This window comes from Pseudomonas sp. HMSC065H01, from assembly GCF_001815235.1.
Taxonomy (GTDB): domain Bacteria; phylum Pseudomonadota; class Gammaproteobacteria; order Pseudomonadales; family Pseudomonadaceae; genus Pseudomonas; species Pseudomonas aeruginosa.
Map to the genome: position 1 here is coordinate 76,523 of NZ_KV819914.1, position 14,396 is coordinate 90,918.

Sequence of the window (14,396 nt, forward strand, 5' to 3'; positions counted from 1 at the left end):
GCACGCAAGGCACTTAGGGCGACTTCGGTCGCCCGTTTTTTTTGCGCCTGGAAAAACACCGGCGCAGCGATCGGGATACTACGAATGTCGCTGGACGATATTGTTAGCAGCCTAATAATATAGGCTGCACATATCGCCTCGGCGTTCGCCGGCTATCTATGCTGATGTAGACCCCGTTTCGGAAGACCCTGTGCCCATTCACTGGAAGCCGTTCCTGGCACCCTCGACGCTGGCGCTCAAGTTCGCCATCAAGACGCTCCTGGCCGGCGGCCTGGCGTTGTGGTGCGCCTTTCGCTTCGACCTGGAGCAGCCGCAATGGGCGCTGATGACCGTGCTGATCGTGTCCCAGCCGTTGTCCGGCATGGTGGTGGCGAAGGGCTTGTTCCGCCTGCTCGGCACCCTGGTCGGCACCGCGATGTCGGTGCTGATGATCGCGCTGTTCGCCCAGGCGCCCTGGTTGTTCCTGCTGGCCATCTCGCTCTGGCTGGGGCTCTGCACGGCGGCCTCGACCTCCCTGCGCAACCACGTTTCCTATGCCTTCGTACTTTCCGGCTATACGGTGGCGATCATTGGCCTGCCGGCGGTGGACCAGCCGCTGCTGGTCTTCGAGCAGGCGGTGGCGCGTTGTACCGAGATCTGCCTGGGGATCATCTGCGCCTCGGCGGTCAGTGCGATCCTCTGGCCGCAGCGGGTCGAGCAGAACCTCGATAAGCAGGCCCACGCCACCTGGCTGCTGGGCATGCAGGCCGCGCGCGGCGAGATCGACCCGCGCCAGCGGCAGCCGCAGGGGCTGCTCAACGCGCTGAGCAAGATCGTCGAGGTCGATGCGCAGCGCGACCATGCCTGGTTCGAAGGCGAGCGCGGGCGGCGCCGGGCCGGCGCCCTGGCGTTGCTCTCGCGCGACCTGCTCAGCCTGTTGCGCACCGCGCGCGGCGTGGCCCGGCAACGGGCGCGGCTGAGCGAAGAGGAAGAGCGCCAGGTGGAGCGCTGGCTGGCCGCGCTGGCCAGCGCCCTGGAAGGAACCGATCCGGCGTCGATGCAGGCGCTGCGCGAGGAGTTGGCGCAGGTCGCGGTCGAGCCGCAGTGGAGCAACGACCAGCGTTACCTGCTGACCCGCTGCTCGGTGCTGCTGCTCAAGGCGGTGAATGCCGAGAAGGGTATGCGCGCGGTGGCCAGCGGCGAGGTCGAGGGGCGGGTGGGCAGCGCCGGCACCCTGTCCTGGCACCGCGACCTGCAGATGGCGCTGTTCTACGGCGCGCGTAGCGCCCTGGCGTTGCTCGGGCTGTCGATCTACTGGATCTATACCGCCTGGCCGGCGGCGTCCGGCGCGATGCTGCTGGCGGCGGTGGTGTGCAGCCTGTTCGCCAACCGCGACAACGCGGTGGCCATCGGCCTGAGCTTCCTGCGCGGCATCGTCTACGCGATCCCGGCGGCGATGCTGGTCAGCCAGTGGCTGCTGCCGCAGTGGAATGGCTTCCCGCTGCTCTGCCTGGCGATGGGCGTGCCGCTGTTCTTCGCCACCCTGGGCATGGCCGTACCGGTCACCGCCGGCACCGCCACCTCGTTCGCGATCCACTTCATCGTCCTGGTCGCGCCGCGCAACCAGATGGACTACGACCTCGCGACCCTGCTGAATTCCGCCCAAGGCGTACTGATCGGAGTCGGCTTCGCGGTGGTGATCTTCCGCTTGCTGACCTTGCGTCCGGGCTGGCTGACCCGACGCCTGCTGGATGCCACCTGCGTCGACCTCGGCCGCCTCACCCGGCGCCCGCTGGCGCAGGCGGAGAACTGGTTCGGCGGGCGCATGGCCGACCGCCTGTTGCGCCTGGCGCGGCACGCCAACCTGTTGCCGGAGCAGGAGCGGCGGCGTTGGGACGATGGCCTCCTGGCGCTCGACCTGGGTAACGAACTGATCCACCTGCGGGCCTGCCTGGAAGGCGCCCGTGGCGTCCTGCGCAAGGCGCGCGACCGCTTCCTCGGGGAACTGGGCGAGCTGCTTGAGGCCGGTCCCGCGGGGCCGCGCAGCGACCGCCTGGAACGGATCAGCCTGCCGTTGCGCGAAGCCCTGGAGCGCGACGCTCGCCACGACGACGAAGCCAGCCGCCTGGCGCGCGCGGCCCTGGCGCAACTGCTGTTCACCTGGCAGCAGTGGTGCCATCAGGAGGAAAGCCATGAGTCTGCATGAGTCGGCCTGGGGCGGCGTCTACCTCAGCCCGCTGTTCGTCTATGCCCTGCTGGCGCTGGCGGCCACCGCCGCGCTGCGGGTGCTGATCCAGAAAACGCCGTTGCGTCGCTGGGTCTGGCACGAGGCGCTGTTCGACTGCGCCCTGTTCATTTTGATGTTGAGTGGCATTACCTGGGCGGCCACGACCTGAATCCGTCGCCCCGAGAAGGAGATTCGCATGCGTGCATCGCTTCGCGTCGTCGTCACCCTGCTGGTGGTCGCTGCCGCTGTTCTCGCCGGCATCTGGCTCTGGCGCTACTACATGCTCTCGCCCTGGACCCGCGATGCCCGGGTGCGGGCCGACGTGGTGGTGGTGGCGCCGGACGTGTCCGGCTGGGTGACCGACCTGGAGGTCAAGGACAACCAGGTGGTCAAGGTCGGCGACGTGCTGATGCGCATCGACCAGGAACGCTACCAGGCCAACCTGGAGCAGGCCCGCGCCGTCGCCGAGACCCGTCACCAGCAATACCTGTTGCGCCAGAACGAGGCGGCCCGGCGCAGCCGCCTGGGCATCGGCGCGATCAGCGCCGAGGACAAGGAAAACGCCCAGATCAATGCCGCCATCGCTCGCAGCGAGTACCAGGAAGCGCTGGCCCAGGTGAAGATCGCCGAACTCAACCTCAAGCGCAGCGAACTGCGCGCTGCGCGCAACGGCCAGGTGACCAACCTGCGCCTGGCCCAGGGCAACTACGCCACGGCGGGCCAGGCGGTGATGGCGCTGGTCGACCAGCAGTCCTTCTATGTGGTCGCCTACTTCGAGGAAACCAAGCTGCCCGGCATCCGCGTCGGCATGCGCGCCCAGGTCCGCCTGATGAGCGGCGATCAGCCGATCGACGGCACGGTGGAGAGCATCAGCAGCGGTATCACCGACCGCAACTCGACGCCGGACGGCCAGTTGCTGGCCAATGTCGAGCCGACCTTCAACTGGGTGCGCCTGGCGCAGCGCATTCCGGTGCGCATCCGCCTCGACCAGGTGCCGGCGGATGTCCACCTGAGCGCCGGGATGACCGCCAGCGTTACCGTGCAGGGGGACTGAGCGGCAGCGCTTGCGTGGCGCCATCCAGCGTGCTGGCGCCAAGCGCGCAGGCCAGCGCCGCCAGCACCAGGGCGAGGCCGACCCAGGGCGTCGCGGCGACTCCCAGTGCCGCCACCACCAGGCCGCCCAGCGCCGCGCCGAGGCCCACGCCCAGGTGCATGGCCGAGGTGTTCAGGGCGACGCCGGCGGAACCGCTGGCCGGATCGCTGCGCAGCAGGAAGCTCTGCACCACCGGCGAGATCATCCAGCTGATCGCGCTCCAGACCATCAGTACCGGCAGGAACCCGATGCTGCCCAGGCTCAGCGGCACCGCCGCCAGCGCCAGGGCGAAGGCCGCCGGCACCAGACGCAGGGCGCGCCGGTGGCCGAGGCGGTCGGCCAGCCAGCCGCCGATATAGCCGCCGCTCAGCGCTGCCAGGCCGATCAGCAGGAGGATCAGGCTGATCTCGCCGGGCGAGCGAATACCGGCCATGCTCGCCAGGTACGGGGTGAAATAGGCGAACAGGGTGAAGTGCCCGCCGAGCAACAGGATCGATACCAGTTGCGCGAGCCACAGCGCGGGCTGGCGCAACTGCCGCAGGTAGCCTTCGCGGCCGGGCAGGTCGCCGGCCTGGCGTTGCGGCAGGTAGCGCCAGAGCAGCAGGCACAAGGGCAGCGAATAGACCGCGATGCCGGCGAAGATCCAGCGCCAGCCGAACCAGTCGCTGATCTGTACGCCCAGTGGCACGCCGAACACCAGCGAACCGCTGATGCCCATGAAGATCAGGCCGATCGCCCGGCCGCGCTGGGCCGGGGCGGCCAGCTCGGCGGCGAGCAGGCTGGCGAGGACGATCAGCAGCCCGCAACAGGCCGACATTCCCAGGCGAGCCAGGAGCAGGCCGAGATAGCCCGGAGCGAGGGCGGCGAGCGCGTTGCTGAGGGCGAACAGCAGCAGGGTCGCCAGCAGCAGGCGGCGGCGTTCGATGCGCCGGGTCAGCCAGCCGAGCAGCGGTGCGGCGAGGGCGAAGCCGAGGGAGAACAGGGTGGTGAGCTGGCCGGCCAGGCTGATGGAGACCCGCAGGTCTTCGGCCAGGGGCGGCAGGATGCCGATCAGGATGCTTTCCGCCAGGCCGGCGGCGAAGGTGGTCAGGGATAGCAACAGCAAGCGAAGGTCCATGGCGGCTCCGATTCCCGGTAAGGGGTTTCGGGCGGTGGAGTGCCTTCGGTTATCCCTGGTGATTGAGGTAAGACAGCGGACAGGGTAGAGCAGCGCGCGGCGGCCCGGCAAGTCCGCCGGGCCGGATGGCCCGACGATAGGGAAAGCCGCTCAGCCGATGCTGATCGGCGGCAGTTCGGCCAGCTCGACGCTGAGCTTCTCTTCCGGCGCCATGATCTCCGCTTCGCCGTCGACCACCTGCTTGCCTGCCTGGTTGAACACCCGCGTGGCTATGCGCACGCGGTTCTTCGGCAGCTTCTCGAGGACTTCCAGTTCGACCTTCAGGTCGTCGCCGAGCTTGACCGGACGGGTGAAGCGCAGGGTCTGGCCGAGATAGATGGTGCCTGGGCCGGGCAGCACGGTGGCGATCGCCGCGCTGATCAGGGCGCCGCTGAGCATGCCGTGGGCGATGCGTTCCTTGAACTGGGTGGTGGCCGCGTAGGCGGCGTCCAGGTGCACCGGGTTGCGGTCGCCGGAGACTGCGGCGAACAACTGCAGGTCGCGCTCGGCGATGCTGCTGGTGTACTCGGCCTTTTGCCCGACCTCTAGCTCGGCGTAGGGAATGTTCTGGACCTGGCTCATGTTCTCTCCTTTGTCGAATGATCCCGGCGGTGGCGCAGGGCCTGTTCCAGCCAGTCGATCAGGTCTTGGGTGACCGCGTCGCGGTTGCTCTCGTTGAACAGCTCGTGACGGGCCTCGGGATAGGTCTTCAGGGTCACCTGGCGCAGCCCGGCACCGCGCAGGGCGTCGGCCAGGTCGCCCAGGCGCTTGCCCTGGCTGACCGGGTCGCGTTCGCCGCCGATGATCAGCAGCGGCAGGTCGGCATCGATCTGCCGCAGGTGGGTGGGCGGGGTGATATCGGCCAGGCCGCCGAGCAGGTCCACCCACAACTGGTTGCTGCAGCGGAAGCCGCACAGCGGGTCGGCCACGTACCTGTCGACTTCCTGCGGATCGCGACTGAGCCAGTCGAAGGCCGTGCGATTGGGCTTGAACGCCTTGTTGAACGAGCCGAACGAGAGGAAGTCGATCAGCGCGCTCTTGCCCAGCGGCCCCTGGCGCCAGCGCTCGAAGCGGGCGATCAGGCGGGCGATCCGGTAGAGCGCTTGCGGCTGGTAGTTGGAACCGGAAAGGATCGCCCCTTGCAGGCTGCAGCTGTGGTGCAGCAGGTAGGCCATGGAGATGTAGCTGCCCATGCTGTGGCCCAGCAGGAAGATCGGCAGTTCCGGGTGCTGCTGGCGGATATGGTGGTTCAGGCTGGCCAGGTCGCCGACCACCTTGCCCCAGCCGCCCTGGTCGGCGAAGTGGCCCAGCTCGTCGGCTTCGGCGGTCCGGCCGTGGCCGCGCTGGTCGATCGCATAGAAGTGGTAGCCGGCAGCGTTCAGCGCGGCGGCGAGACGCTCGTAGCGACCGGCGTGCTCGGCCATGCCGTGGGACAGCATCACCGCGCCGACGGCCGTTGCGCTCGGCCAGTGGCGGGTGTACAGCGGGGTTTCGTCGCTGGCGGGGAGCCAGTAGGCAGCGGCGGGCATGTTCGTTCCTTGTGCCGGGCGGACGCGTTCCGGCGCATTCTAGCAGCGTACGCGGCTTCGTCCCGGAAAAGCGCCACCCTTGGGCACGGGCCGCTCTGGAATGGCGGGCGGCGAAGAGCGACAGGCTGGAGATTCACACTATCAATAAGGGCAGGAGGAGTATTTGCGCTGTCCGACGCAACTGCTAAGTTGCCCGATGCCCCGCACATGCGGGCCAGACCCGCTCAGGTAAGAGGACAAGAATAAATGCAACCTGAATTCTGGAACGACAAACGCCCGGCCGGCGTACCCGACAGTCTCGACTTCGCCGCCTACCGTTCCGTAGTCGAGGTCTTCGAGCGCTCCTGCAAGAAATTCGCCGACCGCCCGGCCTTCAGCAATCTCGGCGTGACGCTCAGCTACGCCGAACTCGATCGTCTGTCCGCCGCCTTCGCCGCCTACCTGCAGAAACAGACCGATCTCCAGCCCGGCGACCGCATCGCGGTGCAGATGCCCAATGTCCTGCAATATCCCATCGCGGTGTTCGGCGCCTTGCGCGCGGGGCTGGTGGTGGTCAACACCAATCCGCTGTACACCGCCCGCGAAATGCGCCACCAGTTCAAGGACGCCGGCGTGCGTGCGCTGGTCTACCTGAACGTGTTCGGCAAGCTGGTCGAGGAAGTGCTCCCGGATACGCGGATCGAGTACCTGATCGAGGCGCGCATGGGCGACCTGTTGCCGGCGCTGAAGGGTTGGCTGGTGAACAGCGTGGTGAAGTCGGTGAAGAAGATGGTCCCCGATTATCGCTTGCCCCAGGCGCTGCCGTTCAGGCAGGCCTTGAAGCAAGGCCAGGGCCATGCCCTGCAGCCGGTCAGGGTCGGCCTGGAGGATGTCGCCGTGTTGCAGTACACCGGCGGCACCACCGGGGTCTCGAAGGGGGCGATGCTCACCCACGGCAACCTGGTGGCGAACATGCTGCAGGTCCACGCCCAGCTTTCCCAGCTCGGCAAGGATGGCCTGCCGCTGATGAAGGAGGCGCAGGAGGTGATGATCGCGCCGCTGCCGCTCTACCACATCTATGCCTTCACCGCGAACTGCATGTGCATGATGGTCAGCGGCAACCATAACGTGCTGATCACCAACCCGCGCGACATCCCCGGTTTCATCAAGGAACTGAAGAAGTGGCGTTTCTCCGCGCTGCTCGGCCTCAACACCCTGTTCGTCGCGCTGATGGAGCACCCCGGGTTCAAGGACGTCGATTTCTCCAACCTGAAGCTCACCAACTCCGGCGGCACCGCACTGGTCAGCGCCACCGCCGAGCGCTGGAAGGGCGTCACCGGCTGCACCGTGGTGGAAGGCTATGGCCTCACCGAATGCTCGCCGGTGGTGACCACCAACCCCTACGGCGAGCAGGCACGCCTGGGTACGGTGGGGATACCGGTCGTGGGCACGGCGCTCAAGGTGATCGACGAGCAGGGCAACGAGCTGCCTGTCGGCGAACGTGGCGAACTCTGTGTGAAAGGTCCGCAAGTGATGAAGGGGTACTGGCAGCGTCCCGAGGCCACCGAGGAGATTCTCGATGCCGAAGGCTGGCTGAAGACCGGCGACATCGCGGTGATCGACGAGGACGGCTTCGTGCGCATCGTCGATCGCAAGAAGGACCTGATCCTGGTCTCCGGCTTCAATGTCTACCCCAACGAGATCGAAGACGTGGTGATGGCCCATCCGAAGGTGGCCAGTTGCGCGGCAGTGGGCATTCCCGACGAGAAGTCCGGCGAGGCGGTGAAGCTGTTCGTGGTGGCCCGCGACCCCAGCCTGTCGGTCGAGGAACTCAAGGCCTACTGCAAGGAAAACCTCACCGGATACAAAATTCCGCGACAGATTGTGCTCAAGGATGCATTACCGATGACGCCTGTGGGTAAAATCCTCCGTCGTGAGCTGCGCGAAATCGCCTGATAGCCTTACAAGGCTCTGAAACGGGCATTTGCCGGGGACAGGAAAGACCGTGACCGAGACTAATGTCTCGGTCATTTTTTTGACCGAATAGGTCATGTTTGGTGCTGGTCTGCCTCTGGCAAAGCTGATAATCTCGGCGCGCCTAATAGCCCTGGGTCCAGGGTTAGCGAGCAGATCACAACAAGATGCCGCCATGAGCGGTGAAGATTAGCTGTTGCTTAGGAGTGGGCTTCCATGATCGAAAACTTCTGGAAGGACAAGTACCCAGCGGGTATTGCTGCCGAGATCAATCCCGACCAGTACCCGAACATCCTGTCGGTACTGAAGGAGTCCTGCCAACGTTTTGCCACCAAGCCCGCGTTCACCAACCTGGGCAAGACCCTGACCTACGGCGAGCTGTACAAGCTGTCCGGCGACTTCGCCGCCTACCTGCAGCAGCACACCGATCTCAAGCCCGGCGACCGCATCGCCGTCCAGTTGCCCAACGTCCTGCAATACCCGATCGTGGTCTTCGGCGCCATGCGCGCCGGCCTCATCGTGGTCAACACCAACCCGCTGTACACCGCGCGCGAACTGGAACACCAGTTCAACGACTCCGGCGCCAAGGCGGTGGTCTGCCTGGCCAACATGGCCCACCTGGTCGAGGGCGTACTGCCGAAGACCGGCGTCAAGCAGGTGATCGTCACCGAAGTCGGCGACATCCTGCCGCCGCTGAAGCGCTTCATCGTCAACTTCGTGGTCAAGCACATCAAGAAGATGGTGCCGGCCTACAGCCTGCCGCAAGCCACCAAGCTGACCGACGCGCTGGCCAGGGGCGCCGGCAAGTCGTTCCAGGAAGCCGCGCCGCAGGCCGACGACGTCGCCGTGCTGCAATACACCGGCGGCACCACCGGGGTCGCCAAGGGCGCCATGCTGACCCACCGCAACCTGGTGGCCAACATGTTGCAGTGCAAGGCGCTGATGGGCGCCAACCTCAACGAGGGCTGCGAGATCCTCATCGCGCCGCTGCCGCTGTACCACATCTATGCCTTCACCTTCCATTGCATGGCGATGATGCTCACCGGCAACCACAACATCCTGATCACCAACCCGCGCGACCTGCCGTCGATGCTCAAGGACCTCGGCCAGTGGAAGTTCACCGGCTTCGTCGGCCTGAACACCCTGTTCGTCGCCCTGTGCAACAACGAAACCTTCCGCAAGCTGGACTTCTCCGCGCTGAAGCTGACCCTCTCCGGCGGCATGGCGCTGCAACTGGCCACCGCGGAGCGCTGGAAGGAAGTCACCGGCTGCGCCATCTGCGAAGGCTACGGCATGACCGAGACCGCGCCGGTGGTATCGGTCAACCCGTTCCAGAACATCCAGGTCGGCACCATCGGTATCCCGGTGCCCTCGACCCTGTGCAAGGTGATTGGCGACGACGGCCAGGAAGTGCCCCTGGGCGAGCGCGGCGAACTCTGCGTGAAGGGTCCGCAGGTGATGAAGGGCTACTGGCAGCGCCAGGAAGCCACCGACGAGATCCTCGACGCCGATGGTTGGCTGAAGACCGGCGATATCGCCATCATCCAGGAAGACGGCTACATGCGCATCGTCGACCGGAAGAAGGACATGATCCTGGTCTCCGGCTTCAATGTGTATCCGAACGAACTGGAAGACGTGCTGGCGACCCTGCCGGGCGTCCTGCAGTGCGCCGCGATCGGCATCCCCGACGAGAAGTCCGGCGAGTCGATCAAGGTCTTCGTGGTGGTCAAGCCGGGGGCGACCCTGACCAAGGAACAGGTCATGCAGCACATGCATGACAACCTGACCGGCTACAAGCGGCCGAAGGCCGTGGAGTTCCGCGACAGCCTGCCGACCACCAACGTCGGCAAGATCCTGCGCCGCGAACTGCGCGACGAAGAGCTGAAGAAAGCGGGCCAGAAGTAAGTCCGCCGTTGCCTGAAGAAGCCCCGCCGATGCGGGGCTTCTTCGTTGCAGGCAGTCGGTTGCGGGGTGAGCGGGCCTGTGCGGACGTGCCGGCAGCGCATCACCTGCCGGAGGCCCCCCCATGGCCCGCCTCGATCCTGCCCTGGCCGAAGAAATACGCCGTCTGCCGATCAGCCGGCGTCTGGAACTGACCCAGGCATTGCTGCATCGCGCCGGCCCCGAGGTGGAGCGCCAATGGCCGCCAGTGGCCGAGGATCGCCTCGCCGACTGCCGGGCGGGCACCGCCGATGCGCTGCCGCTGGCCGAGATGCTCAAGCGACTGGGGCGCGGAGAGGGCCATCGCCCACCAGCAGCGTCGGCCGTATCGCGGCAGCGAGCGTTAACCGGGATTCGTCCTCTTCCGCTCAAATCTGCGACAATTCCGAATATTTTTCGCCTCGGCAGTGGCCGGAGCTTCTCCCGTCCTCCGCGACTGCGGCACGCTCACAGCATTCGAAAAGCCTAGATGACCGACCAGACTCCTTCCCTTGACCAACTCGTCCGGCGCCTCGACCAGGCCCAGATCAGCGACCGCCACCGCTTGCGCCGGCAGCTCCACGAACTGCGCAAGCAGCCCGACGACGCGCGCCTGGCGCAGTGGGTCGAGCGCTTCCAGGCCTCCTGCGCCAAGGTCGAGGCGCGGCGCGCCAGCGTGCCGGCGATCCGCTACGACGACAGCCTGCCGATCGCCGCCAAGCGCGACGAGATCAAGGCCGCTATCGCCGCCCACCAGGTGGTGGTGATCGCCGGCGAGACCGGCTCGGGCAAGACCACCCAGTTGCCGAAGATCTGTCTGGAGCTGGGTCGCGGCATCCACGGCCTGATCGGCCATACCCAGCCGCGTCGGCTGGCGGCGCGCAGCGTGGCGACGCGGGTCGCGGAAGAGATCGGCACGCCGCTGGGCGCGCTGGTCGGCTACCAGGTGCGCTTCGAGGACCAGAGCGACGACAGCACCCTGGTCAAGCTGATGACCGACGGCATCCTCCTGGCCGAGACCCAGCATGACCGCTACCTGGAGCGCTACGACACGCTGATCGTCGACGAAGCCCACGAGCGCAGCCTGAACATCGACTTCCTCCTCGGCTACCTGAAGACCCTGTTGCACCGGCGTCCGGACCTGAAGCTGATCATCACCTCGGCGACCATCGACCTGGAGCGTTTCTCCCGGCATTTCGACGGCGCCCCGGTGATCGAGGTTTCCGGCCGCACCTATCCGGTGGAGACCTGGTACCGGCCGCTGGCGGCGGAAACCGACGAGGAGGGCAACCGGGTCGAGGACGACCTGTCGGTGGACCAGGGCATCCTCGCCGCCCTCGACGAGATCGCCGCCCACGAACGCGAGGTCGGCAAGCGGCCCGGCGACGTGCTGGTGTTCCTCCCCGGCGAGCGGGAGATCCGCGACGCCGCGGAGATGCTGCGCAAGGCCAACCTGCGCCACACCGAGGTGCTGCCGCTGTACGCGCGACTGACCCCGGCCGAGCAGCAGAAGATCTTCCAGCCGCGCCCGGGACGCAAGATCGTGCTGTCCACCAACGTCGCGGAAACCTCGCTGACGGTGCCGGGCATCCGTTACGTGATCGACAGCGGCACCGCGCGGATCAGCCGCTACAGCTACCGCGCCAAGGTCCAGCGGCTGCCCATCGAGGCGGTGTCGCAGGCCAGCGCCAACCAGCGCAAGGGCCGTTGCGGACGGGTCGAGCCGGGCATATGCGTGCGTCTCTACAGCGAGGAGGACTTCAACGCGCGTCCGGCCTTCACCGACCCGGAAATCCTCCGCACCAACCTGGCCGCGGTGATCCTGCAGATGCTGCACCTGCGCCTCGGCGACATCGAGGCGTTCCCCTTCATCGAGCCGCCGGACGGCAAGGCGATCAAGGACGGCTTCACCCTTCTGCAGGAACTGTCGGCGGTCAACCGCGAAGGCCAGCTGACCCCGCTGGGGCGCCAACTGGCGCGCCTGCCGATCGACCCGAGGCTGGGCCGCATGCTGCTGGAGGCGGCCCAGCAGGGTAGCCTCGAGGAAGTGTTGACGGTGGCCAGCGCGCTGTCCGTGCAGGACCCGCGCGAGCGTCCGGTGGAGCGGCAGCAGGCCGCCGACCAGGCGCACGCGCAATGGAAGGACCCGGATTCCGACTTCGCCGCGCTGATCAATCTCTGGCGTGGCTTCGAGGAGCAGCGCCAGGCGCTGGGTTCCAATGCCCTGCGCAGCTGGTGCCGGAAGAACTTCCTCAACTACCTGCGCCTGCGTGAGTGGCGCGACGCCCACCGCCAACTGACCCTGATCTGCCGCGAACTGAAGCTGCCGTTCGGGCGTCCGGCCAAGGCCGAGGCGCGCAAGCCGGAGGCGAAGAAAGGCGCGTCGGCCGACAACGAACGCGAGGTACCGGGGATCGATTACGCGGCGGTCCACAAAGCGATCCTGTCCGGCCTGCTCAGCCAGATCGGGCAGAAGGCCGAGGAAGGCGACTACCTCGGCGCTCGCCAGCGACGTTTCTGGATCCATCCGTCCAGCGGCATCGCTCGCAAGCGCCCGCAATGGATCATGGCCGCGGAACTGGTGGAGACCACCAAGCTGTTCGCCCGAATGGTCGCGAAGATCGAGCCGGACTGGCTGGAGCCGCTGGCTGGGCACCTGATCAAGACCAACCACTTCGAGCCGCACTGGGAGAAGCGTCGCGGCCAGGTGGTGGCGTTCGAGCAGGTCACCCTCTACGGCCTCATCGTCATCGGTCGACGTCCGGTGCACTACGGTCCGATCGACCCGCCGGTGGCGCGCGAGCTGTTCATCCGCGAAGGCCTGGTGCGCGGTGAGATCAACAGCCGCGCCAAGTGCCTGAGCGCCAACCGGCAGTTGCTGGAAAAGCTCGACGAGCTGGAAGCCAAGGCGCGCCGGCGCGACATCCTGGCCGACGAGGAAACCCTGTTCGCCTATTACGACGCGCGCCTGCCGGCGGATATCTACCAGACCGCCAGTTTCGAGAAATGGTACGCCCGCGAGCGGCAGAACCAGCCGGACCTGCTGCTGATGCGCGAGGAAGACGTGCTGGCCCGTGAAGCCAGCGAAGTCACTGCGGCGCAGTACCCGGATCGCCTGCGCCTGGGCGACCTGCACCTGTCGCTGAGCTACCAGTTCGAGCCCGGCACCGCGCGCGACGGCGTCACCGTGCGGGTACCGGCGCCGCTGCTGCCGCAATTGCCGGCCGAACGCATCGACTGGCTGGTGCCCGGCCTGCTCTACGACAAGGCGGTGGCGCTGGTGCGCAACCTGCCGAAGGCGATCCGCAAGAGCTTCGTGCCGGTACCGGACTTCGTCCGCGCCGCCCTGGAGCGCATCACCTTCGGCGAAGGTTCGCTGCCGCAGGCGCTGGGCCGCGAGCTTCAGCGCATGACCGGCGTGCGGGTAGCCGACGAGGCCTGGGCCGAGGCGGCGACGCAGTTGGACGATCACCTGCGGATGAACATCGAGGTGGTCGACGCCCAGGGCAAGTTCCTCGGCGAGGGCCGCGACCTGGCCGAACTCATCGCGCGTTTCGCCGAAGCCAGCCAGGCGGCGCTGGCGATACCCCAGGCCGACAAGGAACAGCAGCGTCCGGTGGAGGCCAAGGCCTTCGCCAGCGTCGCCGAGAAGGCCCAGCAGAAGGTCGCCGGATTGTCGATGACGGTATACCCGGCGCTGGTGGAGGAGCAGGGCGAGGTCAAGGAAGGGCGCTTCCCGACCCAGGCCGAGGCCGACTACCAACACCGCCGCGCCCTGCAACGACTGCTGTTGCAGCAACTGGCCGAGCCGGCCAAGTACCTGCGCGCCAAGCTGCCGGGGCAGACCGAGATGGGCCTGCTGTACCGCGAGCTGGGACGGGTCGAGGCGCTGGTCGAGGACATCCTCCTGGCCAGTCTCGACAGTTGCGTGTTGCAGGGCGAAAGCCTGCCGCGCGACGGCGCCGCCCTGGCCGCGCTGGCCGAGCGCAAGCGCGCTGCCTGGAACGAGCACGCCGAGCGCCTGGCACGCCTGGTGCTGGATATCCTCAAGCTCTGGCACGGCCTGCAGAAGCGCTTCAAGGGCAAGGTCGAGCTGGCCATGACCGTGCCGCTGAACGACGTCAAGGGCCAACTGGCCAACCTGGTGTATCCGGGGTTCGTCCGCGCCACCCCGCTGGAGTGGTTGAAGGAGTATCCGCGTTACCTCAAGGCCATCGAGCAGCGCCTGGACAAGGTCGCCGGCCAGGTCCAGCGCGACCGGGTGTGGAGCGGCGAGCTGGGCGAACTCTGGGCGCAATACCAGGCGCGCCTCGCCAAGCACGCCCAGGAAGGCAAGCGCGACGCCGAGTTGCAGGTGTATCGCTGGATGCTGGAGGAGTACCGGGTCTCGCTGTTCGCCCAGCAACTGGGAACCCGGCTGCCGGTCTCGGACAAGCGCCTGGCCAAGCAGTGGAGCCAGGTCGAGGGCTAGTTCCAGGGATACCGCGCGAAACGAAAAAGGCGCGCCGGTCGAAACCGGCGCGCCTTTTTCGTTCTGGT

At 67.0% G+C, this 14,396-nt stretch carries 10 protein-coding genes; 7 read left to right on the forward strand and 3 right to left on the reverse strand.

Going from position 1 to position 14,396, the window contains the following annotated elements; all coding sequences use genetic code 11:
• Nucleotides 1–190 precede the first annotated feature (190 nt).
• The 3 genes from HMPREF3014_RS24660 to HMPREF3014_RS24670 are packed head-to-tail and all read left to right on the forward strand — an operon-like array spanning nt 191 to nt 3,260.
• On the forward strand, nt 191–2,185 hold the full coding sequence (locus tag HMPREF3014_RS24660) for an FUSC family protein (protein WP_003112019.1): 1,995 nt from the start codon (nt 191–193) through the stop codon (nt 2,183–2,185).
• Nucleotides 2,172–2,375 (forward strand): DUF1656 domain-containing protein, encoded by a 204-nt coding sequence (locus tag HMPREF3014_RS24665; RefSeq protein ID WP_003091655.1) that lies wholly within the window; start codon nt 2,172–2,174, stop codon nt 2,373–2,375. The genes HMPREF3014_RS24660 and HMPREF3014_RS24665 overlap by 14 nt, the downstream gene beginning before the upstream one ends.
• Before the next feature lie 27 nt (nt 2,376–2,402).
• Nucleotides 2,403–3,260, forward strand: coding sequence for an efflux RND transporter periplasmic adaptor subunit (locus HMPREF3014_RS24670; protein WP_003091654.1), 858 nt, complete (start codon nt 2,403–2,405; stop codon nt 3,258–3,260).
• On the opposite strand, the gene HMPREF3014_RS24675 is transcribed toward HMPREF3014_RS24670, so the two are convergent.
• The 3 genes from HMPREF3014_RS24675 to HMPREF3014_RS24685 all read right to left on the reverse strand — a co-directional run bounded on the left by HMPREF3014_RS24675 (nt 3,241) and on the right by HMPREF3014_RS24685 (nt 5,984).
• Nucleotides 3,241–4,416, reverse strand: coding sequence for an MFS transporter (locus tag HMPREF3014_RS24675; RefSeq protein ID WP_003130346.1), 1,176 nt, complete (start codon nt 4,414–4,416; stop codon nt 3,241–3,243). The two genes, HMPREF3014_RS24670 and HMPREF3014_RS24675, sit on opposite strands and share 20 nt — an antisense overlap.
• Nucleotides 4,417–4,566: 150 nt before the next feature.
• Nucleotides 4,567–5,037 (reverse strand): MaoC family dehydratase, encoded by a 471-nt coding sequence (locus tag HMPREF3014_RS24680; RefSeq protein WP_003117593.1) that lies wholly within the window; start codon nt 5,035–5,037, stop codon nt 4,567–4,569.
• Nucleotides 5,034–5,984 carry an alpha/beta hydrolase gene (locus tag HMPREF3014_RS24685; RefSeq protein WP_003115465.1) on the reverse strand — a complete coding sequence of 317 codons (951 nt, stop codon included), beginning with the start codon at nt 5,982–5,984 and terminating at the stop codon, nt 5,034–5,036. The genes HMPREF3014_RS24680 and HMPREF3014_RS24685 overlap by 4 nt, the downstream gene beginning before the upstream one ends.
• A 246-nt stretch (nt 5,985–6,230) precedes the next feature.
• On the opposite strand from HMPREF3014_RS24685, the gene fadD2 reads away from it, so the two are divergent.
• The 4 genes from fadD2 to hrpA all read left to right on the forward strand — a co-directional run bounded on the left by fadD2 (nt 6,231) and on the right by hrpA (nt 14,328).
• A complete protein-coding gene (fadD2, locus tag HMPREF3014_RS24690) occupies nt 6,231–7,919 on the forward strand; it encodes a long-chain-fatty-acid--CoA ligase FadD2 (protein ID WP_003130348.1) in 1,689 nt (562 codons plus the stop codon).
• A gap of 234 nt (nt 7,920–8,153) precedes the next feature.
• Nucleotides 8,154–9,842, forward strand: coding sequence for a long-chain-fatty-acid--CoA ligase FadD1 (gene fadD1, locus HMPREF3014_RS24695; protein ID WP_003091643.1), 1,689 nt, complete (start codon nt 8,154–8,156; stop codon nt 9,840–9,842).
• A 121-nt stretch (nt 9,843–9,963) separates the two neighbouring features.
• A complete protein-coding gene (locus HMPREF3014_RS35190; RefSeq protein ID WP_023087135.1) occupies nt 9,964–10,347 on the forward strand; it encodes a hypothetical protein in 384 nt (127 codons plus the stop codon).
• Nucleotides 10,348–14,328 carry an ATP-dependent RNA helicase HrpA gene (hrpA, locus tag HMPREF3014_RS24705; RefSeq protein WP_003117596.1) on the forward strand — a complete coding sequence of 1,327 codons (3,981 nt, stop codon included), beginning with the start codon at nt 10,348–10,350 and terminating at the stop codon, nt 14,326–14,328.
• Nucleotides 14,329–14,396: the final 68 nt, after the last annotated feature.